General features: G+C 73.3%; 14 protein-coding genes. 13 read left to right on the forward strand and 1 reads right to left on the reverse strand.

Annotated elements, in window-relative coordinates; translation table 11 throughout:
• The first annotated feature begins 44 nt into the window (after positions 1–44).
• From ABCQ75_RS03405 to ABCQ75_RS03450, 10 genes are all read left to right on the forward strand, one after another.
• Positions 45–1310, forward strand: coding sequence for an MFS transporter (locus ABCQ75_RS03405; protein WP_345883108.1), 1266 nt, complete (start codon positions 45–47; stop codon positions 1308–1310).
• 154 nt (positions 1311–1464) lie between these two features.
• Entirely contained in the window at positions 1465–3120 is a 1656-nt protein-coding gene (gene argS, locus ABCQ75_RS03410; protein WP_345883235.1) for an arginine--tRNA ligase, read from the forward strand.
• 4 nt (positions 3121–3124) lie between these two features.
• Positions 3125–4705 carry a diaminopimelate decarboxylase gene (gene lysA / locus ABCQ75_RS03415; RefSeq protein ID WP_345883109.1) on the forward strand — a complete coding sequence of 527 codons (1581 nt, stop codon included), beginning with the start codon at positions 3125–3127 and terminating at the stop codon, positions 4703–4705.
• Between the two features lie 14 nt (positions 4706–4719).
• Positions 4720–6054, forward strand: a complete 1335-nt coding sequence (locus tag ABCQ75_RS03420) for a homoserine dehydrogenase (protein ID WP_345883110.1) — start codon at positions 4720–4722, stop codon at positions 6052–6054.
• Positions 6054–7160, forward strand: coding sequence for a threonine synthase (thrC, locus tag ABCQ75_RS03425; RefSeq protein WP_345883111.1), 1107 nt, complete (start codon positions 6054–6056; stop codon positions 7158–7160). The genes ABCQ75_RS03420 and thrC overlap by 1 nt, the downstream gene beginning before the upstream one ends.
• Positions 7160–8140 (forward strand): homoserine kinase, encoded by a 981-nt coding sequence (gene thrB, locus ABCQ75_RS03430; protein WP_345883112.1) that lies wholly within the window; start codon positions 7160–7162, stop codon positions 8138–8140. The genes thrC and thrB overlap by 1 nt, the downstream gene beginning before the upstream one ends.
• Positions 8141–8439: 299 nt before the next feature.
• Positions 8440–10584, forward strand: a complete 2145-nt coding sequence (gene rho / locus ABCQ75_RS03435) for a transcription termination factor Rho (RefSeq protein ID WP_345883113.1) — start codon at positions 8440–8442, stop codon at positions 10582–10584.
• A gap of 158 nt (positions 10585–10742) precedes the next feature.
• Positions 10743–11816, forward strand: a complete 1074-nt coding sequence (gene prfA, locus ABCQ75_RS03440; RefSeq protein ID WP_345883114.1) for a peptide chain release factor 1 — start codon at positions 10743–10745, stop codon at positions 11814–11816.
• 4 nt (positions 11817–11820) lie between these two features.
• Positions 11821–12777 carry a peptide chain release factor N(5)-glutamine methyltransferase gene (gene prmC / locus ABCQ75_RS03445; protein ID WP_345883115.1) on the forward strand — a complete coding sequence of 319 codons (957 nt, stop codon included), beginning with the start codon at positions 11821–11823 and terminating at the stop codon, positions 12775–12777.
• Between the two features lie 39 nt (positions 12778–12816).
• On the forward strand, positions 12817–13644 hold the full coding sequence (locus ABCQ75_RS03450; protein ID WP_345883116.1) for an L-threonylcarbamoyladenylate synthase: 828 nt from the start codon (positions 12817–12819) through the stop codon (positions 13642–13644).
• On the opposite strand, the gene ABCQ75_RS03455 is transcribed toward ABCQ75_RS03450, so the two are convergent.
• Complete coding sequence (locus ABCQ75_RS03455) at positions 13535–14581, reverse strand: NAD-dependent epimerase/dehydratase family protein (protein WP_345883117.1); 1047 nt, start codon at positions 14579–14581, stop codon at positions 13535–13537. The genes ABCQ75_RS03450 and ABCQ75_RS03455 overlap by 110 nt on opposite strands.
• Positions 14582–14675: 94 nt before the next feature.
• On the opposite strand from ABCQ75_RS03455, the gene ABCQ75_RS03460 reads away from it, so the two are divergent.
• The 3 genes from ABCQ75_RS03460 to ABCQ75_RS03470 all read left to right on the forward strand — a co-directional run bounded on the left by ABCQ75_RS03460 (position 14676) and on the right by ABCQ75_RS03470 (position 19564).
• Positions 14676–16505 carry a glycosyltransferase gene (locus tag ABCQ75_RS03460; RefSeq protein ID WP_345883118.1) on the forward strand — a complete coding sequence of 610 codons (1830 nt, stop codon included), beginning with the start codon at positions 14676–14678 and terminating at the stop codon, positions 16503–16505.
• 162 nt (positions 16506–16667) lie between these two features.
• Positions 16668–18530 carry a polysaccharide biosynthesis protein gene (locus tag ABCQ75_RS03465; protein WP_345883119.1) on the forward strand — a complete coding sequence of 621 codons (1863 nt, stop codon included), beginning with the start codon at positions 16668–16670 and terminating at the stop codon, positions 18528–18530.
• Positions 18527–19564 carry an MraY family glycosyltransferase gene (locus ABCQ75_RS03470; RefSeq protein WP_345883120.1) on the forward strand — a complete coding sequence of 346 codons (1038 nt, stop codon included), beginning with the start codon at positions 18527–18529 and terminating at the stop codon, positions 19562–19564. The genes ABCQ75_RS03465 and ABCQ75_RS03470 overlap by 4 nt, the downstream gene beginning before the upstream one ends.
• Positions 19565–19650: the final 86 nt, after the last annotated feature.

A 19650-nucleotide genomic window follows, 5' to 3' on the forward strand; every position in this document is an offset into this window, starting at 1 on the left:
GGACAGCGCACCATGCGGTGCACCTCCTCCTGTACGGTCGCCTCATGGGCGAGCACAGGAATCCGACGGCGCCGCGGCCGTGGCGCGGCAGGCTGCTCGTGCTGGCGGGCATCCTCGCCGTCGCGTTCACCCTCCGCACCGCTGTGACCGCCGTCCCGCCCGTGGTCGAGTCGATCGGACGCGACCTCCTGCTGCCCTCGTGGCTCGTGGGCGTGATCGGCATGCTCCCCACTGCGCTCTTCGCCATCGCAGGCCTCGCGACGCCGGCCCTCATGCGCCGTGCGTCCCCGGAGGCGATCGCGGTGGGCGCGATGGCGCTTGCGGGCCTCGGGCAGGCGGTGCGCGCCGCCGCGGGGGACACCTGGCTGTTCATCGCGGGGACGGTGGTCGCGCTGGCCGGGATGGGCGCGGGCAACATCGTGCTCCCGCCTCTTGTCAAGAAGCACTTCACGGACCGTCCGGGCGTCGTGACGGCGCTCTATGTGACCGTGATCAGCGTGGGCACGGCCATTCCGCCCGCAGTGGCCGTTCCCGTGGCCGAGGCAGCGGGCTGGCGCTTCTCGCTCGGCTCGTGGGCTCTCGTCAATGCGGTCGCGGTCCTGCCGTGGCTGAGCATCTGGCCGGCCCGGGGGAAGCGGCCGGCCGGAGGAGAGCGCGGCCCCGGCGCCGCCGCCCCCGCAGGCCGGGTGCCGGACCCGGCCGGCTCCGCCCCGATCCGCGTGTGGCGCTCCCGGCGGGCGTGGGCCCTCGCCTTCCTCTTCGGGTGCACGTCCCTCATGACGTACACGATGTTCGCGTGGATCCCGAGGATCGCGCTCGAGGCGGGCCTGAGCCCTGAGGAAGCCGGCCTCCAGCTCGCGCTCTTCTCGGCGCCGGGCCTCCCGCTGAGCCTCGCGGTCCCGCTGGTCGCAACGCGGCTGCGCACGCCGTGGCCCATCGTGGTCTTCGGCGTGGCATGCTTCTCTGCCGGGTTCGGGGGACTGTGGTTCGCCCCCGCCGCCGCGCCCGCGCTGTGGTCCGTCCTGACGGGGTTCGGCCCTGCGACCTTCCCGCTCGCGCTCCTCCTTGTGAACCTGCGCACGCGCTCGCAGAGGGTCTCGGGCGCGCTCTCGGGCTTCGCGCAGGGCGTGGGGTACGCGGTCGCGTGCCTCGGCCCGGTGGTCGCCGGTGCACTGCGCGACGCCACGGGGACCTGGACGGCGTCGTTCGCGTTCCTCGCCGCCGTGCTCGCCGTCCTCGCGGTCGCCGGCTGGCATGCGAGCAGGCCCGGCGCCGTGGACGACGACGGCGGTGTGCTCGCCGCGCGGTGACGCGGCCCAGGCCATCGTCGCCGCCGGCGCCATGGAGGACGACGGCGTCGCCCCTGCCGCGCGGCGAACGCACCTCGCGCCGTCCTCGCCGCTGCGCGTCTCATGCGACGGGCACGTTTCGGCGCCGCAGCGCCCCGCCGGTACTCTAGGGGTCGTGACTCCCGAAGAACTTTCGACCGCTCTCTCTGCCTGCCTTGCCGACGCCGTGCGCGCCGGGGAGATCTCCGTGGACGTCCCGGAGACGGTGCGAGTGGAGCGGCCGAAGAGCCGCGAGCACGGCGACTGGGCCACGAACATCGCCCTCCAGCTCGGGAAGAAGGCCGGAATGGCCCCCCGCGCGTTCGCCGAGCTCATCGCTGCGCGCCTGACCGCGTACGAGGGCGTCGCCTCGGTCGAGGTCGCCGGCCCCGGGTTCCTCAACATCACCCTCGACGCGGCCGCGGCCGGTGCGCTCGCGAAGGCCATCGTCGAGGCGGGGACCGACTACGGCACGAATGCCGCCCTCGCAGGCCACGTGGTCAACATGGAGTTCGTCTCGGCCAACCCGACCGGCCCGCTCCACATCGGCCACACCCGCTGGGCCGCGCTCGGCGACTCGATCGCCCGCGTGCTGCGCGCCTCCGGCGCCGAGGTGACGAGCGAGTACTACATCAACGACGCCGGCAGCCAGATGAACGTGTTCGCGAACTCGGTGCTCTCGCGCCTGCACGGCCGCGGGGTGCCGGAGGGCGGCTACCCCGGCCAGTACATCGTGGACCTGGGCCATGACGTGCTCAGCGCCCACCCGGGCGTGCGCGAGCTGACCGAGGACGCCGCCCTGCCGATCGTGCGCCACGCGGCCTACGAGGCGCAGATGAAGGACATCCGCGCGACCCTCGCGGCCTTCGACGTCTCGTTCGACGTCTACTTCTCGGAGAAGTCCCTCCACGACGCGGGCGCGATCGAGTCCGCCGTCGCCCGCCTGCGCGAGCAGGGCCACGTGTTCGACAAGGACGGCGCCGTCTGGCTGCGCACGACCGACTTCGGCGACGACAAGGACCGCGTCCTCATCCGCGCCAACGGTGAGCCGACGTACTTCGCCGCGGACGCCGCGTACTACCTGTCCAAGAAGGACCGCGGCTTCGCGGAGAAGATCTACCTGCTCGGCGCGGACCACCACGGCTACGTCAACCGCCTCAAGGCGATCGCGGCGTGCGCGGGCGACGACCCCGAGGCGAACATCGAGATCCTCATCGGCCAGCTCGTGTCCGTCAACGGGGCCAAGCTCTCCAAGCGCGCGGGGAACATCATCGAGCTCAAGGACCTCATCGAGTGGCTCGGCAAGGACGCGGTGCGCTACTCGCTCGCCCGGTTCCCCGCCGATTCGCCGCTCACGCTCGACCCCGAGCTGCTGAAGAAGAACACGAACGAGAACCCCGTGTTCTATGTCCAGTACGCCCACGCCCGCTCGCGGGGGGCCGCGCGCAACGCGGCCGCGGCCGGCGTCGAGCGCACTGTGGACGGCGCGGACGCCTTCGACGCCGCGCTCCTGGACCACTCGACCGAGGGCGAGCTGCTCGCGCACCTCGCCGCGTACCCCTCGATCGTTGCCAAGGCGGCGGAGTTCCGGGAGCCCCACCGTGTGGCGCGCCACCTCGAGACCGTCGCGAGCGCCTACCACTCGTGGTACGACAACTGCCGCATCGCACCCCAGGGCGAGGACGAGGTCACCGACCTCAACCGCACGCGCCTGTGGCTCAACGACGCGACGAGCCAGGTCCTCGCCAACGGACTGGGCCTGCTCGGTGTGTCCGCCCCGGAGAGGATGTAGTCCCGTGCCCGAGACCACAGCCGGGGGCGGCGCCACGCCCCACGCGGCCCCTTCGCCCCTCGCCCCGGCGTGGCTCACGCTGCCGGCGGACCTGAACGCCCTCGAGCCCAAGATGTGGGCGCACGACGCCGAGCGCGGCCCGGACGGCCAGCTCGCCGTCGGGGGACTCACCGTGGCCGAGCTCAAGGCGAGGTTCGGCACGCCCCTGTTCGTCCTGAGCGAGCCGGACTTCCGGGCGCGCGCACGCGCGTTCAAGGACGCCTTCGACTCCGCCTTCGCGGACATCTGCGGCGGGGTGGACGTCTACTACGCCGGCAAGTCCTTCCTGTGCTCCTCGGTCGCGGCGTGGGTCGCGCAGGAGGGCCTGCGCCTGGACACCGCCTCGGGCGGCGAGCTTGCCGTGGCGGCCAAGGCCGGCCTCCCGGGCGAGCTCATCGGGCTGCACGGCAACAACAAGTCGGATTCCGAGATCGCCCGCGCCCTCGACATGGGCGTGGGGCGGATCATCGTGGACAGCCTCGCCGAGCTCGAGCGGGTGGCGCGGATCGCGGCCGATCGCGGGACGGACACGCCGGGCGCTGGCGCGGGCGGGGGCGAGGCCGGCACTGAGGCCCCCCGGGCGAAGGTCATGCTGCGGCTCACGCCGGGCGTGCACGCCCATACCCACGAGTTCATCGCGACGGCGCACGAGGACCAGAAGTTCGGGCTCTCGATGGCCCCGGGCACCGCGAGCGCGGGATTCGAGGGCGAGCACGGCGGCACAGCGGCCAGCGCCGCGGAGGAGGCGGTCGCCGCTGCCGTGGACCACGACAGCATCGAACTGCTCGGCGTGCACTGCCACATCGGCTCCCAGATCTTCGAGCCGGAGGGCTTCGAGCTCGCCGCGGTCAAGCTCCTCGAGTTCATCGCGCAGATGCGCTCGGCCTACGGGGCCGGGCTGCCCGAGCTCGACCTCGGTGGCGGCTACGGCATCGCCTACCTGCCGGGGGACGCGCCCCGGCCGCCGGGCGAGATCGCCGAGGCGCTGGCCGGCGTCGTCCGCGCCACGTGCGGACGGCTCGGCATCGCACCGCCCCGCATCTCGATCGAGCCCGGCCGCGCGATCGTCGGCTCGACGACGTTCACCCTCTACGAGGCGGGGACGGTCAAGGACGTGGTCGTGGACCTGCCCGGCGGGTCGGCGGACTCCGGCGGGGCGGCCGCGGAGACCGGCGCCACAGCGGTGCGCCGCTACGTCTCGGTGGACGGCGGCATGAGCGACAACGCGCGCCCGGTGCTGTACGACGCCGACTATTCGGTCACGCTCGCAGGCCGCGCCTCGGACGCGCCCGCGCAGCTGAGCCGGGTGGTGGGCAAGCACTGCGAGAGCGGCGACATCGTGGTCCGCGACGCGTACCTGCCCGACGACGTGGGCGCCGGCGACCTCCTGGCCGTGCCCGGCACGGGCGCGTACTGCTGGGCGCTCTCGAGCAACTACAACTACCTCGCCCGTCCGGGCGTCGTCGCGGTCAGCGGCGGCACCGCCCGGTGGATCGTGCGCGGGGAGACCGAAGAGGACTTGCTCTCCCGCGACATGGGAGTGTGACGATGGGAGTGGGAATGACACAGAGATCGCTCAAGGTCGCGCTGCTGGGCGGCGGCACCGTGGGATCGCAGGTGGCGCGCATCCTCCTGGACGACGCCGACGCCCTCGCCGCGCGCGTCGGCGCCCGCCTCGAGCTCACGGGGATCGCGGTGCGGGACGTGGACGCGCCGCGGGACGTCGAGCTCCCGCGCGAGCTGTACACGACCGATGCCCAGTCGCTCATCGACGGGGCGGATCTCGTGATCGAGCTCATGGGCGGGATCGAGCCTGCCCGCACGCGCATCCTCCAGGCCCTCCGCCGCGGCGCCTCGGTCGTGACCGGCAACAAGGCGCTGCTCGCCGCGGACGGGGCGGCGCTGTTCGCCGAGGGCGAGCGCCACGGCGCCGAGCTGAACTTCGAGGCGGCGGTCGCCGGGGCCATCCCGATCATCCGGCCGATCCGCGAGAGCCTCTCGGGGGACCGCATCACGCGCGTCCTGGGGATCGTGAACGGCACCACGAACTTCATCCTCGACGCAATGGACACGACCGGCGCACAGTTCGCCGACGTGCTCGCCGAGGCCCAGCGGCTCGGATACGCCGAGGCTGACCCCACCGCGGACGTCGAGGGCCACGACGCGGCGGCGAAGGCCGCGATCCTCGCCTCGCTCGCGTTCCACACCCGGGTGGACCTCGACGCCGTGCGCTGCGAGGGCATCACGTCCGTCACGGCCGAGGACATCGCGGCCGCGAAGGACGCGGGCATGACGATCAAGCTCCTCGCGATCGCCGAGCTCGTGCGCGACGCGTCCGGCACCGAGGGCGTAAGCGTGCGCGTGCACCCGACCCTCCTGCCGCGCAAGCACCCTCTCGCCGCCGTCCACGGCGCCTTCAACGCGGTGTTCGTCGAGGCCGAGAACGCCGGCTCCCTCATGTTCTACGGGGCGGGCGCAGGCGGTGCGCCGACGGCGTCCGCGATCATGGGCGACGTCGTCTCGACCGCACGCCGGGTCGTCGCCGGCGGCCCGGGCCGGGTCGACACCGCCACGCGCGACCTGCCGATGGTGGGTCCCGACGCGATCACGACGAGCTACAGCATCGGGCTCGAGGTCGCCGACCAGCCGGGCGTCCTCGCCCGCGTCGCCACGGTCTTCGCCGAGAACGGCGTCTCGATCGAGACGATGCGCCAGTCCGTCGACGGCGCCGAGGGCCTGCCCGCGGACGCCCGGTGGGCTGCCGAGGGGCGCGCCGAGCTGCGCTTCGTCACCCACGCCGCCTCGGAGGCGGCGCTCGCCGCGACCGTCGCGGAGATCAGGAACCTCGACGCCGTCCGTGCCGTGACGAGCGTCCTGCGAGTCGAAGGAGTCTAGTGGCCCACCAGTGGCGCGGAGTCATCCGCGAATACGCCGACCGTCTGCCCGTCACCGAGGAGACCCGGGTGATCACCCTGGGCGAGGGCGGCACGCCGCTCGTGCGCGCAGAGAAGCTCTCGGCCCTCACGGGCTCCGAGGTCTACCTCAAGGTCGAGGGCATGAACCCGACCGGCTCGTTCAAGGACCGCGGCATGACCATGGCCATGACGGCGGCGGTCGAGGCCGGTGCGAAGGCCGTCGTGTGCGCCTCGACCGGCAACACGTCCGCGTCCGCCGCCGCGTACGCCACCGCGGCCGGGCTCACGTGCGCCGTCCTCGTGCCCGAGGGCAAGATCGCGCTCGGCAAGCTCTCCCAGGCGATCGCGCACGGCGCCACCCTGCTGCAGGTCGACGGCAACTTCGACGACTGCCTCGAGATCGCGCGCAAGCTCGCCGAGTCCTACCCGGTGTTCCTCGTGAACTCCGTCAACCCGGCCCGGATCGAGGGGCAGAAGACCGCCGCGTTCGAGATCGTCGACGCGCTCGGCGACGCCCCGGACATCCATGTCCTCCCGGTCGGGAACGCGGGCAACATCTCCGCCTACTGGAAGGGCTACAGGGAGTACGCGCAGGACACCGAGTACGGATCGGGCGTGCGTCCCGCCGTGTCGACGAAGCTGCCCGTCATGTGGGGCTTCCAGGCCGCCGGGGCCGCACCGTTCGTCGCCGGCCACCCGGTGACCCATCCCGAGACGATCGCCACGGCGATCCGGATCGGCAACCCCGCCTCGTGGGACACGGCGATCGCCGCCCGTGACGAGTCCGGCGGGCTCATCGACGCCGTGACGGACGAGGAGATCCTCGCCGCGCACCGCTGGCTGTCCTCGAAGGAGGGCGTCTTCGTCGAGCCCGGCTCGGCGGCCTCGGTCGCGGGCCTGCTCAAGAAGCACGCCGCCGACGAGGTGCCCAGTGGCAGGACGATCGTCTGCACCGTGACGGGCCATGGGCTCAAGGACCCGCAGTGGGCCCTGCGCACGGAGGACGGCAGCGAGGTCGAGCCGGTCAAGGTCAGCAACGACGTCGTGTCCGTCGCGGTCGAGCTGGGCCTCGACCACACCGCCTGATGCCGGAGCAGGCGCTGCGTCCCGTGCGGGGCGGGCAGCGCGTCACGGTCCGTGTGCCGGCCACGAGCGCCAACCTCGGACCGGGGTACGACAGCCTGGGCCTCGCCCTCGCGCTCTACGACACCGTCACGGTCGAGACGGCCGACGATCGGGTGCTCGAGTTCGAGCTCAGCGGCGAAGGCGCGGACTCGCTCCCGCGCGACGAGTCCCACCTTGTGGTGCGCACGCTCGACGCGGCGCTCGCGCGCCTCGGGTACGCGCGCTCAGGGCTGCGGCTCACCGCCGAGAACGTGAGCCCGCATGGGCGCGGCCTCGGCTCGTCGGCGTCCGCCACGGCCGCCGCGGTCCTGGCCGCCGCCGCCCTGGTCGAGCCGGAGGACCGGCCCGACCGGGCATGGGCCCTCCAGCTGTGCAGCGAGATCGAGGGCCACCCGGACAACGTGGCCCCGGCGATCTTCGGCTCCCTCGCGCTCTCGTGGCAGGACGGCGACTCCTTCCGCTCCGTGTCCGCCGAGGTCGTCGAGGACATCGTGCCCGTCGTCGCCATCCCGGACTACGAGCTCTCCACCGAGCTCGCGCGCTCGCTGCTGCCCTCGTCGGTCCCGCACCACGCGGCGGCGGCGAACTCGGGCCGTGCGGCACTGCTGGTCCATGCGCTCACCCGTGACCCGTCGCTGCTCCTCCCGGCGACAGAGGACTACCTCCACCAGAGCTACCGCTCGAGTGCGATGGCGCCGAGCGCCGAGCTCATCGAGCGCCTGCGGGCCGAGGGCCACGCGGCCGTGGTCTCGGGCGCAGGGCCCACGGTGCTGGTCCTCGCTGCGGGGGAGGGCGAGGCCGAGGAGGTCGTGGCGAGCGTCGAGCGGTTCGTCCACGGGGTGCAGGATGCGGAGCAGGGACGCGAGTCCGTGACGGACTGGCGTGTCCTGCGTCTGGCTGTGGACCGCGAAGGTGCTAGAGTGGAGCTGTACCCGCGGTGAATCTGCGTCAGCCGGGTTTGACCGGTTGAACCCCATGATGAGCGCGTTCGTCGCCGTCCAGGCCAGATTCCCGGCAGAGGGTGCCGCCCTTCCAGCTCTGCAGCCGGTCAGGCTGCTCGCGGCTGTCCCCGCAAGCAGCTCAGTGATCCTCCCGCACGCTCTGGGTGGGCTGTCTCCACACGGCCCTGCCCGGCCTTCCGGCCCCGCAGGGGCGCACCCTGGCCACCGCTCGAGTCGGCGGCCATGACCACGATGCGCAGGCCATTCGGCCTGCGCAGTCGACTCCGGAAGGATCATCCGTGACACAGACCACTGAGCTGAACCCAGCCGTGGAGTCCTCCACCACAGAATCCAAGGGGATCGCCGGCCTCAAGCTCGCGCAGCTTCAGGCCCTCGCATCCCAGCTGGGCATCACCGGTGGCTCCCGCATGCGCAAGAGCGACCTCGTCGCCGCCATCTCCGCCCACCAGAAGGGCGAGCCCGTGGGGCGCGCCGGTGGGCGCGGCGCGTCCGCGAAGGCCGTCACCGCCGCCGGTGAGGCCGCTGCCCTGAACGCCGCCGAGGCGCCCGCCCAGCAGGCACCCGCGCAGGAGGCCTCCGTCGCCGAGCAGGTTCCCGCCGAGGCGGGCGCCGGCCGAGGCCGCGGCCGCACCCGCCGTCGTGCGGGGAGCGACGGGGTCGTGACCCCCACCGCCGAGCAGGCTGCCCAGACCGCGCCCGCGCAGGCCGTCTCGGCCGAGGCGGCGCCGGCCCAGGAGGCCGCCCCGAGCGAGGCCGGCGAGCAGCACGCTGCCGGCGAGGCGCCGGCCCGTGGCCCGCGCACGCGCAACCGCAACCGCCGTGCCGAGGCGCAGGCCTCTGCGCCGTCGGACCAGGCAGTGCAGGCCGATCAGGCTGCGCAGACGGGCCAGGGCGTGCCCGAGGCCGCCGTCGCTGTGGAGGCCGGCGAGCAGCCGTCCGAGGCCGGCGAGGGCCGTCAGCGCCGTGAGCGCCGCCCGCGCGAAGACCGCCGCGAGGACCGCCAGGAGCGCGAGGACCGCCAGGACCGCGGCGAGCGCCAGGAGCGCCGCCGTGACGAGGGCGACGGCGAGGAGGGCGGCTCGCGCCGTTCGCGCCGCTCCCGCCGTGGCCGCGACCGCGACGAGCAGGGCGGCCGCGGAGACCGCTTCCGCGACCGCAACGAGCGCACGCGCGACCGCGGCGGCCGCCGCAGCGCCGGCCCCGACGTGGACGACACCGAGGTGACCGAGGACGACGTCCTCCTGCCCGTGGCCGGCATCCTCGACGTGCTCGAGAACTACGCCTTCATCCGCACCTCCGGCTACCTGCCGGGCCCGAACGACGTCTACGTCCCGCTCGCCCAGGTCAAGAAGTACGCCCTGCGCAAGGGCGACGCGGTGGTCGGCGCGATCCGTGCGCCGCGTGACGGCGAGGACAGCCAGGGCGGCGGCCAGCAGGGCGGCGGCCGCCAGGGCAACCGCCAGAAGTTCAATGCCCTCGTGCGGGTCACGAGCGTCAACGGCAAGAGCCCGGAGGAGATGAAGGGCCGGGTCGAGTTCACCAAGCTCGTCCCGCTCTACCCCTCGGAGCGCCTGCGCCTCGAGACGGACCAGAAGAAGATCGGCCCGCGCGTCATCGACCTCGTCGCCCCGATCGGCAAGGGCCAGCGCGGCCTCATCGTCTCGCCCCCCAAGGCGGGCAAGACGCTCATCCTGCAGTCGATCGCGAACGCCATCACGATCAACAACCCCGAGGTCCACCTCATGATGGTCCTCGTGGACGAGCGGCCCGAAGAGGTCACCGACATGCAGCGCTCGGTCAAGGGCGAGGTCATCGCCTCGACCTTCGACCGCCCCGCGGACGACCACACGACCGTCGCGGAGCTCGCGATCGAGCGTGCCAAGCGCCTCGTGGAGATGGGCATGGACGTCGTCGTGCTCCTCGACTCGATGACCCGACTGGGCCGCGCGTACAACCTCGCGGCGCCCGCCTCGGGCCGCATCCTCTCCGGCGGTGTCGACTCGGCCGCGCTCTACCCGCCGAAGCGCTTCTTCGGTGCGGCGCGCAACATCGAGAACGGCGGCTCCCTGACGATCCTCGCGACCGCGCTCGTCGAGACCGGCTCCAAGATGGACGAGGTCATCTTCGAGGAGTTCAAGGGCACCGGCAACATGGAGCTCCGCCTCTCGCGCCAGCTCGCGGACAAGCGCATCTTCCCGGCCGTGGACGTCAATGCGTCCGGCACGCGCCGCGAGGAGAACCTGCTCTCTCCGGAAGAGGTCAAGATCATGTGGCGCCTGCGCCGCGTGCTCTCGGGCCTCGACACCCAGCAGGCGCTCGAGCTGCTGACCACGAAGATCCGCGAGACGCAGTCCAACGTCGAGTTCCTCCTGCAGGTGCAGAAGACGACCCTTGCGTCCAAGTCGGAGAACGACAAGCACTAGCTGCCCAGCACGGCGGCCGGCCCCGGGCACCCGGGTGCCGGCCGCCGTCGTCATCGGCGCACGCGAGGCGCTGACGACGACGGCGCCGGCAACCGCGCCGGTGAAAACGGCACCGCGCGCGCCGGGCGCGCGCACGACCCACGAGAAAGGCCACCGACATGTTCGAGTCCGTGCAAGGACTGCTGGACGAGCACGCTGAGCTCCAGAGGCAGCTCAGCGACCCCGCGGTCTACCAGGACCAGGCGCTCGCGCGGAAGCTCGGGCGCCGTTCGGCCCAGCTCGGCGGGATCGTGGACGCCTACAACCGCTGGAAGCAGCTCTCCGACGACCTCGAGGCCGCACGCGAGATGGCCGCGGAGGACCCTGACTTCGCCCCCGAGGTCGCCTCGATCGAGGAGCAGCTGCCCGTGGCCCAGGAGAAGCTGCGGCGGCTGCTCATCCCGCGGGACCCCAACGACTCGCGCAACGTGATCCTCGAGGTCAAGGGCGGCGAGGGCGGAGACGAGGCGGCGCTCTTCGCGGCGGACCTGACCCGCATGTACGTCCGCTTCGCGGAGTCCAAGGGCTGGAAGACGGAGGTCCTCTCCTCGACGGAGTCCGACCTGGGCGGGTACAAGGACATCCAGATCGCGGTCAAGGGCACCTCGAACGACCCGGCGGAGGGCGTCTACGCGCACCTGAAGTTCGAGGGCGGGGTGCACCGCGTGCAGCGGGTGCCGGTCACGGAGTCCCAGGGCCGCATCCACACGTCCGCCGCGGGAGTCCTCGTGTTCCCCGAGGTGGACGAGCCCGAGGAGATCGAGATCAGCGCCAACGATCTCAAGATCGACGTCTACCGTTCGTCCGGCCCGGGCGGCCAGTCCGTCAACACGACCGACTCCGCGGTGCGCATCACGCACCTGCCCACGGGCATCGTGGTCGCGATGCAGAACGAGAAGTCCCAGCTGCAGAACCGCGAGGCCGCGATGCGCGTGCTCCGCTCGCGCCTCCTCGCGCACCAGCAGGAGCAGATCGACGCCGAGAACGCCGAGGTCCGCAAGTCGCAGGTCCGCACCATGGACCGGTCCGAGCGGATCCGCACGTACAACTTCCCCGAGAACCGCATTGCGGACCATCGGACGGGCTACAAGGCCTACAACCTGGACGCGGTCATGAACGGGGACCTGGGCCCCGTGGTCCAGTCCTGCATCGACATGGACGAGCAGGCCCGGCTCGACGCGATCGGCGAGTAGGCCCATGGTCGCGCAGGCGCCCGGGTCGGGGGACGCGCACCGGTGGGACGACCTCGGTGCGGCCCTCCGGCAGGCGGCCGCGCTCCTCGCCGAGGCGGGCGTGCCGAGCCCGCGCGCCGACGCCGAGCAGATCGCGGTGCATGTGCTCTCCGCCGGCCCGGGCGGCGACCGCCTCGGGGGCGGGGGCCTCGGCCGGCTGCGCGCCCTGGCCATCACGGGCGCGCCGGTCCCGGAGGGCTTCTGGGACCTCGTCCAGGAGCGGGCGCGGCGCGTGCCGCTCCAGCACCTCACGGGCGCCGCGCACTTCCGGCACCTCACCCTCTCGGTCGGCCCCGGGGTCTTCGTGCCGCGCCCGGAGACGGAGGGGGTCGTCCAGCTCGCCCTGGACTGGCTCGCGCAGGAAGCCGCGGCGCACGACGCCGACTGGTCGCCGTCCGTGGTCGACCTCGGCACGGGCTCGGGCGCCATCGCGGCGTCGGTCGCGCACGAGGTGCCGCGGGCGCGCGTGCACGCGGTCGAGCTGAGCGACCACGCCTATGCGTGGGCCGAGCGGAACCTCTCCCTGCCGGAGCTCGGCGGCCGGGTGCGGCTAGCCCGCGGGGACCTGCGCACGGCCTTCCGCGAGCTCGACGGGACAGTCGATGCGGTGGTCTCCAACCCGCCCTACATCCCGGCCGGCATGGTGCCGCGTGAGCCGGAGGCCGCCGAGCATGATCCGGACCTCGCGCTCTACGGCGGGGGAGAGGACGGCCTCGAGCTGCCCCTCGCCGCCGCCGCGACAGCGGCCCGGCTCCTGCGGCCGGGCGGCTTCTTCGTCATGGAGCACGCCGAGGTGCAGGCCGAGCGGATCGCCGGACTCCTCGCTGCCGACGCGGACGGTGCGTGGCGGCGGGTGCGCTCGCATGAGGACCTCAACGGCCTGCCGCGGGCCACGAGCGCGGTGCGTGCGGGCGCGCGCTGACGGCGTCCGGAGAACGCACGCGCCAGAACGCGTGGAAGAATGATCGCCGTGACCACGACGAGCTACAACTGCACCGACCCAGCCCAGCGCGCCGAGGGCCTCGCCCATGCCCAGCGCGCGATCGCCCAGAAGCAGTGCATCGTGATGCCGACCGACACGGTCTACGGCGTCGCGGCCGATGCCTTCTCGGCGCAGGCCGTCGCGACCCTGCTCGCGGCGAAGGGCCGCGGGCGCTCGATGCCGCCGCCCGTGCTCATCCCGCGGCTCCAGACCATGGACGGCCTCGCCTCCGAGATCCCGGCGGCCGGCCGCGCCCTCGCGGAGAAGTTCTGGCCGGGCCCTCTCACGCTCATCTTCCACGCGCAGCCCTCGCTCACGTGGGACCTGGGGGAGACCCGCGGCACGGTGGCCCTGCGCATCCCGGACGACGAGCTCGCGCAGGCGCTCCTGACGATCACCGGACCGCTCGCGGTCTCGAGTGCCAACCGGACCGGGCAGCCCGCGGCGCAGACGGCGTCAGAGGCGCGCGCACAGCTCGCCGAGTCGATCGAGGTCTACCTCGAGGACGGGTTCCGGCCGGTGACGGGCGGCAGCGAGGGCGTCCCCTCGACCATCGTCGACTGCACGGGCGAGCGCCTTCGCGTCGTCCGCCAGGGGGCGCTGAGCCTCGAGGTGCTGCGCGGCACCGTTCCGGACCTGCTCGGCATGGGCGAGGAGCCTGAGGCCGCCGCCCCGGACGGCGGCGCAGAGCCCGAGGCTACTTCTCCCGCAGCCTCCGAGCCCGCTCCCTCCGGTCCTGCTCCCTCCGAGCCTGTTCCTTCCGACTCTGCGCAGCCTCCCGCAGGACCTGCTCCGCGCGGGGCATAGGCACCACGCCGTTCGCCTCGGCCCACCCGGGCGTCTGGCCCTGCCCGAACCACATGACCTCGGCCCGGCGGACGGCACCGTGGAGCCGGCCCCCCGCGAGGCCGGACAGCGCATAGCCGGTGCGGACCGCGGCGCGGCACATCCACGCCGGCAGGTGCAGGGGTTCCCTGCCGCCGGCCGCGGCGAGGACGGAGCGCACGGTCATCCCCTCCCATGGCTGGAGGACGAGGACCTGGCCGGGCGCCGCGAGGGCGACGTCCACGGTGAACTGCGCGAGGGCAGCGAGGGAGCTCACGGGGGACGGCGCGTCCCCGCGCCCGGCGACCGAGGCGAGGGGCGAGGAGGCCACGCGGGCGAGCGACGCCGTCGTGCGCCGGCCCGGTCCCTGGACGCTCGTGGCGCGTACTACGGAGAGCAGTCCTGCCGGGAGCCCGGGCAGGAGGGCCTCGAGGGCGTGCTCGCCGAGCGCCTTGGACCGCGAGTACGGGGAGAAGGGGCTCGCCTCCCAGGTCTCGTCGAGCACCGCGCGCTCGCCCTGGACGGCCGCGCTGCTCAGGTGCACGAGCCGCGAGGCGCCCGCACGGGCGCACGCGAGCGCGAGCACAGCCGGCCACAGGGCGTTGGCCCCGTAGAGGGAGTCGCCGTCGGGGGAGTCGGGCGCCGCGAGCCCAGCGGCGTTGACCACGACGGCTCCGGCGGGGATGGCGTCCGCGAGTCGGCGGACGAGCCCGCCCCCGGCGGCCTCGGCATCGTGCGCCTCGCGGAGGATCCCGGCGGCGTCCCGGGCGCCGGTGGCCAGGCGCTCGGCCCGCATCCGCTCGTGCGCGATCCCGCGCGCGGCGAGCTCGGCCGTGATCCCGCTCCCCACGAATCCGCTCGCCCCGAAGAGCCACCAGTGCCGCGTCTCGCCGCCGCCCGTTCTGCCGTCCGTCGCCATGAGGACCATCGTAGGCACGCCCCAGCACGCGCCGTCCCGCTGCCAGCAGGTATCGTGAACGTGCCCGCCCCCCTGTGAGAAGGTCCTGCCCAGCATGAGCGCTGCCCCCCGCGTCGTCGCCGTCGTCGTGAGCTTCAACCGACGCGGGCTCCTGGCCCGCACCCTGGCCGGGATCGCCGCCGGGGTCCTGCGGCCGGACGCGGTCGTCGTCGTCGACAACGCCTCCACGGACGGGGCGCCGGACATGGTCCGCGGCCTCGCGCTGCCGTTCCCGGTGGACCTTGTCGAGCTCGGCACCAATGTGGGCGGCGCCGGCGGGTTCACCGTGGGGATCGAGCGGGCGGTGCTGGACCACGCCGCGGACCTCGTGTGGGTCATGGACGACGACACCGAGCCGCAGCCCGAGGCCCTCGCCGCCGCGGTGCGGGCCTGGACGGACTACGCCCCCGCGCCCGAGCAGCGGCCCACGGTCGTGGCGAGCCACGTCCTGTGGAGCGACGGCCGCGAGCACCCCATGAACTCGATGCGCGAGCGCCTCGGGGCCACCGCGGCCCAGCGTCGGCGGGCGGCGGCCGTCGGCGCGCGGCCCATCCGGAGCGCCTCCTACGTCTCGTGCCTCCTCTCGGGGGACGCGGTGCGCGAGCTGGGGCTGCCGATCGCCGACTACTTCCTGTGGGCGGACGACTTCGAGCACACCACTCGGCTCGCGCGGTTCAACGACGCCATCCAGGTGCCCGGCTCCGTGGTGGTGCACCACACGAAGAAGTTCGGGACGACCGACGTGGACCCGGGCCCGCGCTTCTACAACGAGGTGCGCAACCGGGTCTGGACGTACGGCCGCTCGCAGTGCCTCGCGCCGTGGGAGAAGCTCGCCTACACCTACGCCACCGCGCGCATCTGGGTGCGCACGTTCACGCAGTCCTCGGACCGCCGCCTCCTCGCGGGCTGCCTCGCGCGCGGGCTGCGCGACGGCCTGCGCGCGCCGCGCCCCAACGCCGAGGTGCTCGAGGGCGTCTACCCGCTCCGCCCGGTCCCGAGCCTTCCGGACGGCCCACGCGCGGGCGAGCCGGCGCGGGAGGGGCGGGCGGACGGCCGGTCGGCAGTCCCGGAGTTCTCCCTCCTCATGCCCGTCTACGACGGCGACACCCCCGAGCGCTTCGTCCGCGCCCTCGCCTCGAACACCCGGGAGCAGGAGCTGGCCCCCGCCGAGGCCGTGATCGTCCGCGACGGCCCCGTGGGCCCTGCGCTCCAGGCAGCGCTCGACGGCGCAGCCGCTGCCGCGGGCACCGTGCCCGTGCGCGTCGTCGCACTCGAGCAGAACGTGGGCCTCACCGCGGCGCTCGGGCTCGGCCTCGAGGCGTGCACCCACGGCGTCGTCGCGCGCGCGGACGCGGACGACATCTCGCTCCCGCACCGCTTCGCTGCCCAGCTGCCGGTCATCGCGGCCGGGGCGGACCTCGTCGGCACGGCGATGGACGAGATCGGCGACGACGAAGCGGCCGTCCTCGCGCACCGGAGGGTGCCCACGTCCCCGGCATCCATCCGCAGTGTCGCGCGCGCCCGCAACCCCTTCAACCACCCCACGGTCGTGTTCCGCAGGGCCGCGGTGGATGCGGTCGGCGGGTACCAGCACGTCCCCGGCGCCGAGGACTGGTGGCTGTGGGCGCGCCTCATCGCCGCCGGCGCGGACGTGCGGAACCTCGCCGAGCCCCTCGTGCGCTACCGCGTCTCCGGGGGAGCCTACGAGCGGCGCGGCGGCCGGGCGGCGTTCGCCGGGGACCTCGTCGTCGCCGCCCAGCTGCGCGCCGCCGGCTTCCTCACGGGCACGCAGTGGCTGCGGAACGTTGCGGTCAGGGCCGTCTACCGGTTCCTTCCCACCCCCGTGAGGGCCGGCCGCTACCGGCGCATGGTCTCGCGCCGGTGACCCGGGCCTGCCACGCCCCGACCAGCCCGCCAACGGGCCGTCTGCCGCAGGACACAGGCGGTCACGAGTGGCGCGTGGACGGAGTATGTTTGTTGAGCCCCCGTCAGTCCTGTGAGCCGCGTCGCGCGCGGCACCCCAGCAGAGAGAGTCACTGAGCCCCCCATGAGCGACCGCGCAGCCTCGCCGGAAGTCCCCAGACCGGTGCTGTGGCGCTGGATCCAGTTCGTGCTGGACGCCGGCGCGTGGACGATGGCGATCCTCGTCGCCGTCGTCCTCCGCTACGAGCTCACCGAGCAGACCATGGCGCCCGGCGGCGTCGGGATCTTCTGCCTCATGGCGATCGCCTGCCAGGCGCTCGTGGGCTTCAGCATGGCGCTCTACCAGGGCCGGCACAGCTTCGGCAGCTTCGAGGAGGCCCGCCTCCTCGTGGCGGTCACGCTCATCGTCGCCACGATCCTGGTCCTCCTGAGCACGTTCCTCGGCTTCACGCTGCAGATCCCGCGCAGCACAGGCGTGATCGCCTTCCCGTTCGCGGCGCTCTTCATGGCGGCGACCCGGTATGCGAAGCGCATGTTCGTGGAGAGCAAGCAGAAGCCCGGCGACAACGCCCAGCAGGCCCTCGTCTACGGCGCGGGCTTCCTCGGCACCAACCTCGTGACCCGCATGATGCAGGACCCGGCGTCGCCGTACTATCCGGCCGGGTTCGTGGACGACGACCCGGCGAAGAAGCACTTGCGCGTCTCCTCGGTCCAGGTCCTCGGGACCGGCGAGGACCTCCCGGACCTCATCCGGCGCACGCGCGCCACCGTCCTCATCCTCGCGTTCACGGCGGCTGACTCCGACTTCATCCGCGGCGTGTCCGACCGCGTGGCCGGGCTCGGCGTGAAGGTCCTCGTGCTGCCCCCGCTCAAGGACATGTTCGGGGGCGACGGCGCCCGCAGCGTGACCGACTTCCGCGAGGTCGCCGTCGAGGACCTCATCGGGCGCAGGCCCGTGGACATCGAGGTCGAGTCCATCGCTGGCTACATCACGGGCAAGCGCGTCCTCGTCACGGGAGCCGGCGGCTCGATCGGCTCGGAGCTGTGCCGGCAGATCAACCCGTTCCAGCCCGCCGAGCTCATCATGGTGGACCACGACGAGACGGCGCTCCAGGCCACGCAGATCTCCCTCACGGGCCGGGGCCTGCTCACGGGCCGGGACACGGTGCTCGCGAGCATCCGCGACGCGGAGAACCTCCTCGCGGTCTTCGACGAGCGCCGCCCCGAGGTGGTGTTCCACGCCGCCGCGCTCAAGCATGCCCCCCTGCTCCAGCAGTACCCCGCCGAGGCGTGGAAGACGAACGTCCTCGGCACGCTCAACGTCCTCCGCGCCGCGCAGCGCTCGGGCGTCGAGGCGTTCGTGAACATCTCGACGGACAAGGCCGCGGCGCCGACCACGGTGCTCGGCCACTCGAAGCGCCTCGCCGAACGCCTCACGGCCTGGATGGCCCGTGAGACGGGACGGCGCTACGTCTCGGTGCGCTTCGGTAACGTCATGGGCTCGCGCGGCTCGATGCTCCCGCTGTTCTCGGAGCAGATCCGCAAGGGCGGGCCTGTCACCGTGACCCACCCCGAGATCACCCGGTACTTCATGACCATCCCCGAGGCCTGCCAGCTCGTCATCCAGGCCGGCGCGATCGGCAGCGGGGGAGAGGTGCTCATCCTCGACATGGGCGAGCCAGTGCGCATCCTCGACGTCGCCGAGCGGATGATCTCGATGTCGGGCAAGGACATCGAGATCGTCTACACGGGCCTGCGCCCGGCCGAGAAGCTCCACGAGGACCTCGTCGACTCCGACGCGGGGGATGTGCGTCCCTTCCATCCGAAGATCTCGCACACGAGCGTTTCGGGCGCCACACCCCGCGAGCTGGACTACGAGCGCTGGCTCATGGAGTGCGAACGCACCGAGGACGCGATGCACGAGGCGCAGGTCCTCGAGGAGACCGAGCGCTCGCACGAGGACGCACTGGGCCCGGGGGCACCGTGAACGGTGACCTCGGGCCCGCCATGCCGGGGATCGTCGCCGCGGCCCTGACGGCCTTCGCGGTGAGCGCGGCGCTGCCCATCCTCGCGCGCCCTCTCCTCGAGCGCATGGGCGTGATCGACCTGCCCTCGGAGCGCTCGTCCCACTCGCGGCCCACCGTCCGCGGCCTCGGGCTCACGATCGCGGCCGGCCTCGCGGCAGGATGGGCCGTGGCATTCGGGCTCGGTGCCCCGTCCGACGGCGTCGCGCTCGCGGCGTGGGCCCTCGCCGGCGCGGTGGCGGCGGCAGCGGTCGGCTGGGCCGAGGACTTCCGCGGCCTCTCGATCCTGCGCCGCGCGGCGCTCCAGCTCGCGGTCGGCGCAGGGGGCACGCTTGCGCTCCTCATCGTCACCGGGAAGGGGCTCTGGTGGCTCCCGTTCGGCGCCGTCGCCGTGGCGGCGTACGTCAACGTCGCGAACTTCATGGACGGCATCAACGGCATCTCGGGCCTGCATGCCGTGGCCGTAGGGGCCCTCTACGCCGCTGCCGGTGCGCTGACCGGGCACGTCTGGCTCGTCGTGGCGGGCGTGCTGCTCGCCGCCTCATTCGCGGGCTTCCTGCCCTGGAACATGCTGCGCGGCTCGATGTTCATGGGGGACGTGGGGAGCTACCTCCTCGGGGCGGGCATCGCGTTCCTGGCCTTGGCGGCATTCTTCGCCGACATCAGGCTCGAGTACGTCTTCTCGCCGGTCCTCGTCTACCTCGCGGACACGTTCACGACCCTCGTGCGCCGCGCCCTCGCCGGCAAGCGGTGGTACGCCTCCCACCGCGAGCACACCTACCAGCGGCTCACGGACGCCGGACTCGGCCACACGGCGGTCGCCCTCATCGTCACGGCCGCGACGGTCCTCGTCGGCCTCGCAGGGTTCTTCGCCGCCACGGCCCCGGCGGCCGGCGCGGTCGCCGCCCAGGCGATCACCGCCGTCGTGCTCCTCGCCTACCTCGCCGCGCCGCGCCTCCTGAGGGAACGGGAGCGGCGCCGGGCCGCGGAGGGCTGACGCGCTCGGCGTGCCGAGCAAGTTCTATGCCGTGTAGAATAGGTGCGCACCATCCCCCTGCCTGCCCCCTGGGGCCACGGCTGTCC

Source organism: Sinomonas halotolerans (genome assembly GCF_039615075.1).
Taxonomy (GTDB): domain Bacteria; phylum Actinomycetota; class Actinomycetes; order Actinomycetales; family Micrococcaceae; genus Sinomonas; species Sinomonas halotolerans.